This window comes from Clostridium polyendosporum, assembly GCF_018332455.1.
In the GTDB taxonomy this organism is placed as follows: Bacteria; Bacillota; Clostridia; order Clostridiales; family Clostridiaceae; genus Clostridium_AY; species Clostridium_AY polyendosporum.
In genome coordinates this window covers 45,281-59,932 of the sequence record NZ_BOPZ01000012.1, presented here as the reverse complement: position 1 = coordinate 59,932, position 14,652 = coordinate 45,281, and the positions used below count along the sequence as shown (strand labels likewise).

14 protein-coding genes are annotated in these 14,652 nt (G+C 30.5%); 2 read left to right on the top strand and 12 right to left on the bottom strand.

What is annotated here, in order from left to right; genetic code table 11:
• Nucleotides 1-3 precede the first annotated feature (3 nt).
• Entirely contained in the window at nt 4-213 is a 210-nt protein-coding gene (locus CPJCM30710_RS08545; protein WP_212903753.1) for a hypothetical protein, read from the top strand.
• 146 nt (nt 214-359) lie between these two features.
• Here CPJCM30710_RS08545 and CPJCM30710_RS08540 read toward each other — a convergent pair whose 3' ends face one another.
• The 11 genes from CPJCM30710_RS08540 to CPJCM30710_RS08490 form a co-directional block, all read right to left on the bottom strand.
• Complete coding sequence (locus CPJCM30710_RS08540; protein WP_212903752.1) at nt 360-548, bottom strand: ferredoxin; 189 nt, start codon at nt 546-548, stop codon at nt 360-362.
• Nucleotides 549-749: 201 nt separating this feature from the next.
• Nucleotides 750-1,589 (bottom strand): Mrp/NBP35 family ATP-binding protein, encoded by an 840-nt coding sequence (locus CPJCM30710_RS08535; protein WP_212903751.1) that lies wholly within the window; start codon nt 1,587-1,589, stop codon nt 750-752.
• 18 nt (nt 1,590-1,607) lie between these two features.
• On the bottom strand, nt 1,608-2,432 hold the full coding sequence (locus CPJCM30710_RS08530; RefSeq protein WP_212903750.1) for a hypothetical protein: 825 nt from the start codon (nt 2,430-2,432) through the stop codon (nt 1,608-1,610).
• Nucleotides 2,422-3,192, bottom strand: coding sequence for a prolipoprotein diacylglyceryl transferase (locus CPJCM30710_RS08525; RefSeq protein ID WP_212903749.1), 771 nt, complete (start codon nt 3,190-3,192; stop codon nt 2,422-2,424). The genes CPJCM30710_RS08530 and CPJCM30710_RS08525 overlap by 11 nt, the downstream gene beginning before the upstream one ends.
• Nucleotides 3,193-3,413: 221 nt before the next feature.
• Nucleotides 3,414-3,998: a PsbP-related protein gene (locus CPJCM30710_RS08520; protein WP_212903748.1), complete on the bottom strand. Its 585-nt coding sequence runs from the start codon at nt 3,996-3,998 to the stop codon at nt 3,414-3,416.
• A 209-nt stretch (nt 3,999-4,207) separates the two neighbouring features.
• Complete coding sequence (locus CPJCM30710_RS08515) at nt 4,208-5,554, bottom strand: DUF7922 domain-containing protein (protein ID WP_212903747.1); 1,347 nt, start codon at nt 5,552-5,554, stop codon at nt 4,208-4,210.
• Nucleotides 5,555-5,829: 275 nt separating this feature from the next.
• Nucleotides 5,830-6,678, bottom strand: a complete 849-nt coding sequence (gene rsmA / locus CPJCM30710_RS08510; protein WP_212903746.1) for a 16S rRNA (adenine(1518)-N(6)/adenine(1519)-N(6))-dimethyltransferase RsmA — start codon at nt 6,676-6,678, stop codon at nt 5,830-5,832.
• A 3-nt stretch (nt 6,679-6,681) separates the two neighbouring features.
• Nucleotides 6,682-7,236, bottom strand: coding sequence for a ribonuclease M5 (rnmV, locus tag CPJCM30710_RS08505; protein WP_212903745.1), 555 nt, complete (start codon nt 7,234-7,236; stop codon nt 6,682-6,684).
• A 212-nt stretch (nt 7,237-7,448) separates the two neighbouring features.
• Nucleotides 7,449-8,465, bottom strand: coding sequence for a ubiquitin-like domain-containing protein (locus CPJCM30710_RS08500; protein ID WP_212903744.1), 1,017 nt, complete (start codon nt 8,463-8,465; stop codon nt 7,449-7,451).
• Nucleotides 8,466-8,761: 296 nt separating this feature from the next.
• A complete protein-coding gene (locus CPJCM30710_RS08495; protein ID WP_212903743.1) occupies nt 8,762-9,538 on the bottom strand; it encodes a TatD family hydrolase in 777 nt (258 codons plus the stop codon).
• Between the two features lie 308 nt (nt 9,539-9,846).
• Complete coding sequence (locus CPJCM30710_RS08490) at nt 9,847-11,364, bottom strand: DUF445 family protein (RefSeq protein WP_212903742.1); 1,518 nt, start codon at nt 11,362-11,364, stop codon at nt 9,847-9,849.
• A 329-nt stretch (nt 11,365-11,693) separates the two neighbouring features.
• On the opposite strand from CPJCM30710_RS08490, the gene CPJCM30710_RS08485 reads away from it, so the two are divergent.
• Nucleotides 11,694-12,377 (top strand): Crp/Fnr family transcriptional regulator, encoded by a 684-nt coding sequence (locus CPJCM30710_RS08485; RefSeq protein WP_246503497.1) that lies wholly within the window; start codon nt 11,694-11,696, stop codon nt 12,375-12,377.
• A gap of 277 nt (nt 12,378-12,654) precedes the next feature.
• On the opposite strand, the gene metG is transcribed toward CPJCM30710_RS08485, so the two are convergent.
• Entirely contained in the window at nt 12,655-14,625 is a 1,971-nt protein-coding gene (metG, locus tag CPJCM30710_RS08480) for a methionine--tRNA ligase (RefSeq protein ID WP_281413967.1), read from the bottom strand.
• Between the last annotated feature and the right edge of the window lie 27 nt (nt 14,626-14,652).

Sequence of the window (14,652 nt, the reverse complement as noted above, 5' to 3'; positions counted from 1 at the left end):
ATGATGAAAGGTAAAGTACTAGATTTAAATCAAACAGATGTATTTATTTCTTTTGAAGATGGAACAACAATGGATATTTCAACCTCCCGTTTACCTAATAATGTAAAAGTAGGTGATGTAGTGGATATCCCTATTTCTACAACTAGTTCTATTAATTCTGATACATTCTTACATGATAGACTAACAAATAATAAGTTGAGTGATTTCTTTTAGAATTAGTTGTACAATTAGTTTGTATTTAGCAATATACACCAAAAATATCTTAAGCTGAGAATTAATTTATTCATTAATTTTTATAACTTATCTAACGAATATCATAGAAAAAAGCAGCGATTTTGCTGCTTTTTACTTCTTTATTATTATGATGTTGAAATAGCATTAACAGGACAACCATCTGCAGCTTCTTTTGCTGAATCCTCAGCAGTAGTTGGTACTTCATCTACGATTTCTTCTGCTTTTCCATCATCATTCATTTGAAAAACTTCTGGACAAATAGATGGACATAAACCACATCCTATACAAGTATCCTGATCAACATGAGCTTTCATATATTTCACTCCTTTAAATAGAATTAACGACAATAGTATTATTTCTTTTTAACCATAAATTATGTAAAAAATAAGAATTCTTATTTTAAAATGATTATATACTGTACTTATTATCTGTATTAATTCTATGCAAATAACACTTAACTAATTCTTATTATAAAAGGAGCATAGTTTCCTATACTCCTTTCACTCTAATTAATATTAATATAATGCACTAAATAATAAATCATATAGTGGACTATCAGCTACAAAACTTTCTGCTCTACCTTCTTCTAAAGCTTCTGTTAAATCCAAACTTATTGGCATTTCACAGATCAAAGGTAAACCAAGATATTCTGCATGTTCCTCTGAAGATTTCTTAGAAAACACCTTCAGCTTCTTTTCACAGCCGTCGCATTCTATATATGCCATATTTTCAACAACACCCTTAATAGCTACTCCAACCTTCTGAGCCATTACTACAACCTTCTTAACTATCATTGAAACCATATCTTGCGGTGTTGAAACTATAACTAGTTCTGAAATTGGAAAGTTCTCCATAACTGTAAGTGCTATGTCTCCTGTTCCCGGAGGCATATCAATAAGAAGATAATCTAAATCTCCCCATTCAGTATCAGTGTACATTTGATTTAATACACCTGTTATAACAGGTCCTCTCCATATAACTGGTTGATCCTCTGATGCTGTTAAAAGATTCATGGACATAACTTTTATTCCCATAGCTGTTTCTACTGGAACAAATTTAAAGTTGTTTTTATCATCTATTGGCATCATCTCTGCTCTCTTTTTATTTATACCAAAGAATCTTGGCATTGAAGGACCTGTTATATCAGCATCAAGTACTCCAACCTTATATCCTTTTTTTCTTAATTGAGTAGCCATTATCCCAGTTACAGTAGATTTACCTACTCCGCCTTTGCCACTTATAACACCTATGATATTTTTAACATTACCATACTTAGGCATTATTTTTATACAAATATTTGATTCACCTTTACTAGAACACTTATCCTTACTTGTGCAAGTTGAACAATTTCCCACTTTATTTACCTCCTATTATTACCAAGAATTCGGCTTACTTGTACTTATTTCTATCTGCCAATCACTATCATACGTACAATTAACGTAATAATTAGTCTGACTTTTATCATCTTTATTATCAATTGAAACAATAGTTTTAAAAGTTTTTGTCTTATATCCCTGATTCTTCACAGATACAATTACACGAAAATCTTCCTTATTACGATTTACAATTTCTGCATCGGGTAATATTTCTTTTAAGTCCCTCTTAAAATCTTCAAGATCAGTAGAAAATATGTACTTTGCACAATCTACATCACCTGATAAATCTATTCCAACCTTGCCACTCTCTAAAAGAGTATCCTTATTTTCTTTCAATGTTTGTAATATAGATGGATAATATACATTCTCAAACTCTCTTGGTTTTCTTATAAAAGAAAGATTTTGAATTATATCATTATCTAACCTCTTTGACACAGAATAAATATTACTTTCATCATAAAAATTACCTATCTTCTTGTCATATATACCTACTACATAGTTAAACTTTTTTATTTCTTTTCCAATATGGAGTTCAAATATATAATCGGCCTGAAGACCTGACTTTTTACTTACATCCTTCGCTGATGAAAGTAATGAATATAGTTCACTTATGGTTCTATGATCTGTTACAACAAAACGAAAACCTGTATCCCTAGTACTTTGAATAACAATCTTACCTACTTTATTATTCTTTATATAATCAAAATCCTTGTTTTTCCACCCCATGTTTACTTGAAAGTTTTCAAAAGTACTACAGCTTGTTAAAAACAAACAAATTAATATAACTAAACTAATCAAAATTGGTGTTTGCTTATTTTTCACCCTTTACTAATCTCCCCTTTATATTGTTAATATAAAAAAATACTAATCCCAATATTAATGTAAAAATAGCAATAAATTGTGACGTAGATAAAATTCCTACACTCCCCCTTGGATCGTACCTGAAAAATTCTATAGCAAATCTTCCTATACTGTAGATAATAAGATATGCCCCAAATACCCTACCTGCTTTTTTATTTCTACTATCAAACCATAACAAAAAAGCAGCAAGCAAAAAATCAAAAAGTGCTGAAACTAATTGAGTAGGATATAGTGATACCGCTGATGGGGCTAAACAGTTATCAGGAAAAGTAATTCCAATGGGAAGCCTTGTTGGAACTCCATAACAACAACCTGCTAGAAAACAGCCTATTCTACCAAAACCTTGCGCTAAAGGAAGACTAGGTATTGTTAAATCAACTATATCAAGTACATTCCATTTCATTATTCTGCAATATATATAAATTGCTAAAATACCACCTATAATGGAACCATAAATAACAAACCCTAATCCAAAGTCTGTAAGTATACTCATCGGATCTTTTGCTAAATTTTTTAAATCTATAATTATATATAGAATCTTACCACCTATAATTCCTAAAACCACAGCAAATATTGCCATATTAAAAATGTAATCTTCATTATAGTTTTTATTTTTAGCTCTATAATTTAACAGAGTGATGGCAGAGAGAATTCCTAAAGCTATCATAAATCCATAACCATAAACCTTGATCTCAAGAATCTCAAAAAGTACTGGTCTCATACTTTCACCACCTTAAAAATAGGAGAAGCACATGCTTCTCCCGTAACTCTAAGATAAATTATAATACTATTAGAATATTAAATCAAATCTTATTTCCTGCAATTTTACAAAGTGAAACCTGGTTAAAACTGATTAGACTCGATGTCCTCTCAGCTTTATTTGCCATCATTTCACGAAGTGAAATCTGACTCAAGTTAAATAGGCTCGATGCCTGCTCAACTTTATTTATTGACCTTACAAGTCTCAACTATGGCATCAAATACTGCTAAAAGGTTTTCTTTATACTTCTCCTCTCCAACGCTAAATAATAACTTGAAGTACTTTTCCTCATCTACTTTAATGTAATAAACGTTATCGTATACAAGCTTACCTTCATCTAAGTTTAATTTGTAAGATATCCTATATCCTTCCTTATCGTTTATTTTAGTTTTTAATGATTTATATTCTTTCACCTTATTTTGTGGTAATTTATTACCATCACTAATCGTTATATGTTCTAACCCATCCTTTGAATTCATAACTTCAACATATCCTATAATTCCCATGCTCTCGCTTCTAAAAGAGTTATGATAAACAATATAACTACCTGGATAACTCTTTTGATTAGTTGTCCATTCTGCTGGCAAGCTATAAGAATATCCTTCCGTGCCTATACTATACTCTTTTAAGTTTGTTATATTACTATCCATAAGCATGACAAGTTTTAATCTATCATTGAAACCTTTTTGGGCTAAAAAAAGTACCATCATTAAACCTATAAGTATCAAAGTTACCCCGAGCTGCTTCTTATTAATAAATTGATTCACCTTATTCCCTCCTAAATATATACCCTTCATGATAAAATATACTATATGTACTGAACTTTTATGATTATAATATTGTACAACTATGCAAAATATAAAAAGGAGCCGTTCAACACCACCTTAACGTGCACTGATACGACACCTTCATAATGTGTAATTTACGATTAAACAAGTTCATAATCTAACTTAGAACCAAAATTGCTTATCCTGAACTACTTCATTGGTACAACGACCATAGAATTCTTAAAATCATAGAACATAAGCCAATAACCTATATTCGTACCCCTATCTGGATATGGCATCCAAGTTACAAAGCCAGATTTTCCACCATAAGGTTGATTTGATTTATCCTTTGTACCAGCAATTGCATAGACTAAATACTTCATCTTTCCAGCTGCATCACATTTAAAACCTATCATAAAATGTCCATGTTTCTTAATGTATGGATAGTAATTTATCATTGGATAATAAACCACTGTATATTTATTATAATTTGATATGTTACACATTACATCTAAGCTCTCAACTGGAACCTTATACCACTTACAGTATTTTATGTCTTTATGACCTCTTGCCTCTTCAAAATCACCTACTACACTTAGGAAAAACTCTCCTACACTACCCCTTATCGTAAAATTATCTTCCCAATCTGTTTCTTCTCTCTTTGTATCTTCTCTCTTTGTATCTTCTCTCTTTGTATCTTCTATATGTCTTTCGTAATTATCAAATTTACTTTCTTCTTCTAATGCTTTTATATTCTTCGCCTCTTCTTCATAATGATTTTTATAATCTTTTTTATCTTTTAATTCTTCTTCTATTTCACTCTTAACTATCTCCTCATGCTTATAATCATAATTATGTTCATTATAATCTTGATTATTGTCATTATTGCGATGTCGTTCTTCCTGCATATATTCTTCCTGCATATATTCTTCCATTGAATAATCCTCTTTCATATCTTCTTTCATATATTCTTTCATATCTTCTTTAATTTCAAATTCGATCTTTTCTTCTGGACATTTTTCTTTAATATCCTCTTTTTCAACTTTTATTTCTTCTTTTTTAACTTCAATCTTTTCCTGAATCTTTTCTTCAATTACTTTAAATTCTTCTTCTGAACTCGTTTTTACTGTTATCATATTATAGTTCTTCCAATCATCAGAAGGCATTTCTCCATTCATAAATCCCACCATTAAAAAAATGATCTTACCAGCTTTCTCTTTACATAAAGCTGCACCTGATATCTTTTCATAATGAATGCCTGTTCCGCCTATGTTATCTACAGTAAACTCACTAGTTGCTTCTGCCTTACCTTGTTCACTAATATTCACCGGTCCTAATTTAATAAGCTGCTTTTTATCTTTCCTTGAGCATATTAAAACCCTACAGCACTTATCCCCATCTTTTCTAAGATTTTGTGCATAGAAAGATATTTTACATTTGTCATTCTTCGCCTCAATCTTAGCATATCCTGATAGAGGTTTATCTCCTGAAACTGAATATCCTCGCTCATCCTCTTGTAATATTATGAAGCTCCTATATAATTTTCCGTGTGACAACTTAACAGTCCCTCCACATACATTTATTCTTTATATTATATGATAGTTTTAATGTTATATTACAAATTCATTTTTAGTACCTTTTAATTAATACTAATGAAAAATTCACTAATAACAGTTAAATTTATAGAAAAATATAATTCATAAAAGTTTTTAAAAAGTAAAACTGACCAGACATCACGTCTGCTCAGTTTTAGCTAGATTTCACTTTATGAAATGGCAACAAATAAAGGGAACTCAAATTTTTTGAATTCCCTCTAATGTAATCAATTATTTTATTTATGTATTTGATCATAAATGGCATTAGCAAGATTTGCAAATTCTTGAAGACTTAAAGTTTCTCCTCTTCTCTTCTGGTCTATATCACTATTTTCAAAAGCTTTCTCCAAATCCTCCTTTGAAAGGTTGAAACCTTTTGTTGCATTCCAAAGGGTTTTTCTTCTCATGTTAAAGGAGTTTCTTACCACATCAAAGAATAATTTTTTATCTTTTACATCAACTCTAGGTTTTTCAAGTTTATCTAATCTTATTACAATAGAATCAACTTTAGGTCTTGGAATAAAACATGAAGGTGGTACTCTTCTTACAATTCTTGTATCACAATAATATTGAACAAGTATAGATAAAGCACCATATTCCTTACAATTTGGTTCTGAATTTATTCGTTCAGCAACTTCTTTTTGTATCATTATGGTTAAGGACTTAAATTTATATCCTTCATTTAATAGTTTTGCTATTATTGGTGTCGTTACATAGTAAGGAAGATTAGCAACAAGTTTAACACTTTCTTCATCTCCTATGATTTCATTAAAATCAACCTTTAGAGCATCTTTATGTATTAAAGAAAACTTAGGATTATCTCCAAGTTCATTTTCAAGTATAGGTATAAGGTCCGTATCAAGCTCTACTGCAACCACTCTTTTAGCTTTTTTCAAAATTTGAGCAGTTAATGTTCCAACACCAGGACCTATCTCTATAACTAAGTCATCCTCACATACGTCTGCTCCTTCAACTATATCTTCTAAGACAGAACCATCTACTAAAAAGTTTTGTCCTAAACTTTTTGAAAATTTAAAGTTGTATTTTTTTACAAGTTCTTGAGTTTTTATATCTTTTATATCCATTTATTATTCTCCTGTACTAATAATATTTTCTAACTTTTTTATAGCTTCAACAAACTCTTCTTTAGTTATTCCATAATTATTTAATCTAGAAAGAAACTGATTACCATTACCATAGCCTATTCCTAGCTGTTTACCTAAAAGTTGTCTCCTTTCCTTAGCTTTTTGATCACCTATTAGTTTAAAAAACACCATATCTTGAGTAGTGAATTCTTCCCTCTTAACTTTTTCTTCAGCTTTTGCACTTTCAAGAGCCTTAAGAATTATTTCTGGTGATGCATTCTCTACACCAACATCTCCATCTTTAGTGCCATCTTCTCTAGCTATAAAAGCATGCTTTACATCTGGTACCCTTTTAGAAATGATCCTTCTTATCTTTTCTCCTGCAAAATCAGGATCCGTTAGTACTATTACACCTTGTCTCCTTTGTGCTTCCTTTATTCTATCTATTACTTGTTTATTTATTCCAAAACCACCTACTGCTATTACTTCTGCTTCTACTGCTCTTTTAACTGCAGCAATGTCATCCCTACCCTCTACAACGATTACTTCTTTGATCACAAAAAAACTTCCTTTCAAATTAAATAATTCCTATTTAAATTTACCTACTGGGGAGAATTATGTCAACTTATCATAATTATATAAAAAGTATGATCTCAAACTTAACAACTATAAATATCTTTGATACTCAATATAAAGACCCTACTTATTAATATTATTACCAAGCAAAAAAAAAATAGAGATAACAGAACTGTTATCTCCATTTTAGATTATTATTGCCCTGGATAAGCAATAATATAAACATCTACTCTTCTTACACCCCATGAAATTGCTTCACTATTAGAATTCATAAATAAATCTATTTTATTGTTTTTTATTACTCCACCTGTATCATGAGCCATTGCATATCCATACCCTGGAATATACACCTTTGTTCCCAAAGGAATTACCCTAGGATCTACTGCTATGGTACTCAATCCACCTGGCTGTCTCCTCGGAACTACTCCAGTGGCTGTAATTCCATCGCCACTATAAGCTGTAGCAATCATTGATAGTTTCTTCTTGTAACCTATACTTTCACCTCTTGAAAGAGCCACTGTATTCATTGTTCCCTTAGCAACAATCTTAGTTGTTGGTTCTTTAATGACCTTTTCTGAGATTACATTCTTTTCTACTTCCTTGCCATTTTCATATAGAATTTTGTAGGTCACTTCTTTTTCTCCAAGTATACCTTCTTGAATTGTCTTACTAACACTACTGTCTAAATTGTCATCATTTTTAACTATTGTATCAAAATCTAAATCTTGATTTTCTGTTACTACCTTAGTCTCAACTCTTGTAATTTCGACTTTCATTTCTGCTGTCACCTGGGTATCTACTGATGGAGATATCTTATCAACCTCGTCATACTTTATACCTTCAGCAGCTAATAAATCACTTACATTACTTTCTGCAGTCTCTATCTTTAGATTTTTTCCATCTACAACAACCTCAACTTGAACAGGTTTTTTAACCACTATCTTTTCATTGTTATAAACCTTACTGTCCAAATTTGGCTCCACTTTATCCTTTGGGCCTAAAACTATTCCATTATCGTGTAACGCCCCTTTAACAGTCCTCTTAAATGTCATTACTGTCTGTTCTTTTCCGTCTATACTAACTATTACTGTCTTTTTCATGTTGTAAATTGTCAATGACAAGCCTGCAATTATAACAAGCCCCAACACGATTTTTGCCTTAGGACTATTCGAAAAAATCTTTTTTAGGTTACCTTTTATTTTTTCTACCATTTCTTCCCCTCCTTTGGCAAGAGCATATGTTGCATTATAACTAACGAATCGAAATTTGTCAATTTTCCAACTCCTGCTATTACTTTTGACTGTTTAAATGCGCCATTGCATAAAGTTAATTTTAACAAATAAATTGTAGATCTTTATTCAGAGCATTCTACCTAGAACAGCCAGCTACAGGGGGTTTACACATAAATAGCCCAACTATATTTGTCTTTAATATATGTTATTTTCCTTTGTTAATCGTTCCTTTTTTCCATATAAAGTAAAATGTTTAAATCTATTTTATACTATAATTATAATTTTAGCAACCCTTTAATGTTTTTTACCAATTGGTTGTTTATTTCTTCGACTTCCATTCCCCTAATTTCTGCTAACTTTTCCAAAATAAATTTTATATAATCTGATTGATTTCTCTTACCTCTATACGGTGTTGGTGCCATATAAGGACAATCCGTCTCTACAAGCATTCTCTCTAGAGGGATTTCTTTAGCGACCTCCATGATTTTTCTAGAATTCTTAAAGGTTACAACTCCCGTAAAACCTATATAATAACCGAGTCTTATGCAATCTTGAGCAAATTCTACACTTCCAGAAAAACAATGGATTATACCCTTAACAGTCGGAAATTCCCTTAATATTTCTAGAGTATCACCATGAGCTTCTCTATCATGTATTACTACTGGAAGATTGAATTCCTTTGCCAATCTCATTTGTGCTCTAAATGCATTTTTTTGAACTTCTCTAGGAGGATTCTCCTTCCAATAATAATCTAAACCAATTTCACCTATAGCCTTTACTTTAGGATTTTGTGCTAATTCTCTTAATCTATGTAATGTATTCTCATCTACAGTGTCAGCATGTTCTGGATGAATGCCTACTGCAGCATAAAAGATATCATATTCACTTGAGAGCTTTACTGAATTTTCTGCTCCTTCTATAGAAGCGCCACAATTAAGTACTCCTATAACTCCATTATTCTGTATCTGTTCAATTACTCTTTCTCGATCCTCATTAAATGCCTCATCATCATAGTGAGCATGAGTATCAAAAATCTTTAGTTTTTGGTTCATCTTTATAGTCACCTCTGACATCCTTGAATATATAAATTATTACATAATAATTCCAAACTGTCAAATTTAATATTCAGATAATTCCGTTAATTCGTCCGTTATTAACATAAAATTACACATTTCACATACATATATACCACTATTCTTTATGATTTTAAGCACAGCATTCTTAATACATTTAAGATATTTTACAATAACCCTAAAATAAAGCTGACCAGACATCGAGTCTGCTCAGTTTTATCTAGATTTTACTTTATGAAATTGAAATTATAGTAAATATAACTAATCAAAACTATTCTCGGTTATTCTTATAAACTACCTAGAACTGGTGATAAAATTCCTATGATTCCTCCTAGTAGTGCCCCAAGCCATGTAATAGCCTTTAATTCTTTATCTGCAATGTCAAGAATAATCCTTTCCACATAGTCTACCTCAAAGCTATTTATCTGCTCCTCAACTATTCTTGGAATGTTTATTAATTTAATCACATTCACTGCTTCATTTTCTATAAAATTCTTATAAGTATTTTTAACAATGCTAAATATACTTTTAGTAATTGTACCTTTTTCATCATTAACAAACTGATTTATTGATACATCTAATAATTGATCAAAAACATTAGAAACCATTAATGATATATTTTTTTCTACTTCTGTACTTTTTACTACTACAGAAATTGTATCTTTAATGTAATTCTTAATATTCATCTCAAAACCTTCATCAAGTACCTTTAAAAGCTCCTCATATAAATTAAAATTTTCTAAACTTGAAATTATGCAATCAACACTTTTTTTGAAAAACCTGTCACTAATGGTATTACTAACAATTAAATCTCCACAATATTTTGCAATCTGTTCTTTAGAATTTTGAGGAATCTTAGAAAATACATCTTTAAGTTCTTTATTCCCAAATTCAGCTAGTGCCTTTCCAACCACTGAAGCAATAGCAATTTTATTTTCATCTTCTCTTAAGTATCCATCTATTGCAGCTAAAAATTTCTCATAAAGTGAATCTACACTTAAAAACATTGAAACTAGTGGAGTCATTGAGGATAGTATATTTGTACTTATTGATTGTTTTATTTTTTCTGCTACTACATCTTCTCTAAGTATATCAACTATTTTATTTGTTATTGCTTCTCTCTCGTTAAATATGTATACATTTATTGCTCCGAAGGTTTCTTCAGGCACTAAGTCCTTAACAAGCTTAGGACTATCCTCAATCTCTTTTAATCCTTCTAAAATGAAACTAACAACAGCTTCTTTTATATTTTGCTGTTCTCCTAAAAGTTGAAGATTTTTAAAAATCTTTTCTCTCATTTCATCTTTCTTTAAAAATTCTATAAGCTTTTCTGGCTTTTCCTTTAAGCTTATTTTAACCTTTTCTACTATAATTTCTAAAACCTTATTAATAAGCCTATCTTCTTTTAGTTTAGCTATTAGGTAAGATGAAATCTTCATCTCTAATTTCAGTTTAAATTCCTGGAAGTACAATCCAAAATTCTTTTCAAACTTTGTCCTTATACTATCATTTGAACTCGAAAGCTCTTTAATTTTATTATCTATTAATTTCTTAATATGATTTTCAATCTTTTCACTTTCAAGAGCTCTTATTACAGTATCTGTTGATAATAAATGAGTACCTACTGTCTCCCCTACACTCTGAGCTATTCTACTTCTCTCCTTAGGTATCAACCCTGGTGTGAAGGGTACTCTTAAGCCCCAAATTTTCTTTTCAGTATAAGGTCTAAATAACATTTTTATTGCAATCCAGTTAGTTATATACCCTATGATAGCTCCAATGACAATGCCAAATATATACTTCATAGAACCTCTTCCTTTCTATTTATAAAATTAAATTTACACATAAACATAATCCTATTTTATAAAATTAAGGTGTAAAACCACCATCCCTTTAGGGGAGTTTGCTATTGATATTATTTGATATATATAATCTAAAGTTATTATAAAATTCCCCACTTGCAATTTCAATCAATATAATCATAATATTAATTATAATACTTAAAATTTAGTATATAGTAAGCAAGTATAAAATAAACTTAAAGTTTTAGATAAAGGTAACCAACTTCTAAAATACTTGTAAAGTTTGTTTAGAAATAAATTTGCTTACTTAACTCTGAATGGTTGGTGGTAATATGCAAGATATATTAATGATAATTGGGACTCTTAGTAAGTGTAGACTCTTTACCCATTTTACAGAAGAAAACTTAAAATCTATTATAAACAACAAGTGTACTTACTTAAAAAAATATAGCTCTAATGACGTAATTTTTATAGAAGAAGAACCTTGTCAATATTTAAGTGTCATTATTTCAGGAACAGTAGAAATTCAAAAATTTGATTCTAATGGAAATATACTCATAGTATCTACTCTAGAAGAAGGTAATGTTTTCGGTGAAAATCTTCTATTTGGAGATAGACATTTTTATCCTATGTCAGTAGTATGTAAATCCTCATCTTTTGTGCTCCATATTTCAAAAGACTATGTATATACCCTATGTGAGACTGATCATATATTTATGAGACAAATGCTAAGAATTCTTTCAAATAAAGCAATGGTTTTAAGCTCAAAGTTAAAACAAGTTAGTATGAGATCTCTTCGTCAAATGATATGTCACTTTATCACGGCAAAATACAAAGAAACAGGTGAAAATATAATAGATTTAAACATGTCAAAAAAAGAATGGGCAGAAAAACTTGGTGTTCAACGTCCTTCTCTTTCTAGAGAACTTATAAAAATGAAAGATGATGGACTTATAGACTATGACAGAAAAACTATAACTATACTCGATATAGAAGGTATAGAAAGTGAAAATTAAAATTATTAATAGAATCTTCATTTTTTTGACATAAAACTGACATAAAACTAATATATATTAAAGATATAAAGTAGCTAAGCACTTAATTATTTACCCTTTTAATATTATAAAATACCTTGAAAGTAACGGTCCCCCTTATATGTACTTTCAAGGTATTTTGCCTTTTAAAGTTTAATTGAAAACAAAAGTATACCTTCTTTATTCTCTAAAAAAGAATAGAACCCATCCTCTTTCAAGGACGAGTTTTAATTTTAAAAAACGTGTATCGATAAATGAATTATCGTACTATATTTCCTGTTGGCAGCTCACCTGGATTTACTACAAAAAGTTCAGAATCATCATCTGTTGCTGCAGCAAGTATCATTCCTTGAGATAACTCTCCTCTTAATTTTACAGGTTTAAGATTTGCTACAAGCACAACATTTTTTCCTATAAGTTCTTCTGGCTTGTAGTATTTAGCTATACCTGAAATAACCTGTCTCTCTTCTCCACCTAAGTCTACCTTCAGCTTTAAAAGCTTCTTTGCTCCCTTTACAGGTTCACAACTTAGTACCTTAACTACTCTTAAATCTATCTTTTCAAAATCATCTATAGTTATTTCTTCCTTGATAGGTTTAATCTGAGATTTTTGCATTGTCTTTATTTGTGCTTCTCTTAAAGCTTCAAGTTCAGCTAGTTTAGCTTCTACATCTATTCTTGGAAATATAACAGTTCCCTTGTTTACCTTTGTTCCTGCGCTAGTTCCATCAAAAGAAGATAAGCTATTCCAAGCTGTAGTCTCTGTATTTATTTGTTCATTGATTTTCTCACTAGTTGTTGGTAAAAATGCATAAATCATAACAGAAATAAATCTTAAGCTTTCGATTAAATTATAGAGAACTGTTCCAAGTCTTTCTTTATTGCTATCATCCTTAGCAAGTATCCATGGAGTTGTTTCATCAATGTACTTATTTGCTCTTCCTATAAGTTCCCAAATCACCTCAAGAGCTTCAGGAATCTTTAAGGCATTTATAGCATCTTCAACCTTCTTCGGAGCAGTAAGAGCTAGGTTTATAAGTTCATCATCTAAGACATCCTTAGTTATAGGAGCAGGAATTTCCCCCTCAAAGTATTTCTCTATCATTGTAACTGTTCTTGATAAAAGGTTTCCTAAATCATTAGCTAAGTCTGAATTAATCTTCTTTATAAATATTTCATTATTAAATAATCCGTCTGCACCAAATGGTATTTCTCTCAATAGGTAATATCTTACTGCATCAACTCCAAAATTATTCACAAGAGTTACTGGATCCACCACATTTCCCTTTGACTTTGACATCTTTCCGCCGTCAACTAATAACCATCCATGACCAAATACCTGTTTTGGAAGTGGAAGATCTAATGCCATAAGCATAATTGGCCAATAAATTGTATGGAATCTTAAAATATCTTTTCCAATTAAGTGAACATCTGCTGGCCAATACTTCTGATAAAATTCAGTATTTTCACTACCATATCCTAAAGCAGTAATATAATTTGAAAGAGCATCTATCCATACATATATTACATGCTTTTCATCAAAAGTTACAGGAATACCCCAATTAAAGCTGGTTCTTGATACACATAGATCTTGTAATCCTGGTCTTAAGAAATTATTTAACATCTCATTCTTTCTTGACTCAGGTTGAATGAACTCTGGATTATTTTCTATATGTTCTATTAGTTTATCAGCGTACTTGCTCATTTTGAAGAAATATGCTTCTTCCTTTGCTTTTTCAACTGGTCTTCCACAATCCGGGCAATTGCCATCTGCAAGCTGTGTCTCTGTCCAAAAGGATTCACATGGTGTACAGTACCATCCTTCATATGAATCTTTATATATATCTCCTTTATCATATAACTTCTTAAATATATCTTGAACAGCTTTAATATGATAATCATCAGTAGTTCTGATAAACTTATCATAACTAATATTCATCATAGTCCATAATTCCTTAATTCCTGCTACAATGCCATCAACATATTCCTTTGGTGTTACTCCTTTATCTTCGGCTATTCTCTGAATCTTCTGTCCATGTTCATCAGTTCCTGTTAAGAACATAACCTCATATCCTGTTAATCTCTTAAATCTTGCTATCGCATCTGCAGCTACAGTTGTATATGTATTTCCTATATGCAGATTAGCTGATGGATAATAAATTGGTGTTGTAATATAAAAAGTCTTTTTACTCATTCTTATTGCCTCCTTTTTGTAACTACATTTAACTATATTAATATAAATTTGAGCCAGATTTCA

Bases quoted from the DNA above. Each gene is read 5' to 3' on its own strand.
- CPJCM30710_RS08545 (WP_212903753.1), top strand. From the start codon at position 4: ATGAAAGGTAAAGTACTAGATTTAAATCAAACAGATGTATTTATTTCT.
- CPJCM30710_RS08540 (WP_212903752.1), bottom strand. From the start codon at position 548: ATGAAAGCTCATGTTGATCAGGATACTTGTATAGGATGTGGTTTATGT.
- CPJCM30710_RS08525 (WP_212903749.1), bottom strand. From the start codon at position 3,192: ATGAGACCAGTACTTTTTGAGATTCTTGAGATCAAGGTTTATGGTTAT.
- rsmA (WP_212903746.1), bottom strand. From the start codon at position 6,678: ATGGATATAAAAGATATAAAAACTCAAGAACTTGTAAAAAAATACAAC.
- CPJCM30710_RS08500 (WP_212903744.1), bottom strand. From the start codon at position 8,465: ATGGTAGAAAAAATAAAAGGTAACCTAAAAAAGATTTTTTCGAATAGT.
- CPJCM30710_RS08495 (WP_212903743.1), bottom strand. From the start codon at position 9,538: ATGAACCAAAAACTAAAGATTTTTGATACTCATGCTCACTATGATGAT.
- CPJCM30710_RS08490 (WP_212903742.1), bottom strand. From the start codon at position 11,364: ATGAAGTATATATTTGGCATTGTCATTGGAGCTATCATAGGGTATATA.
- CPJCM30710_RS08485 (WP_246503497.1), top strand. From the start codon at position 11,694: ATGCAAGATATATTAATGATAATTGGGACTCTTAGTAAGTGTAGACTC.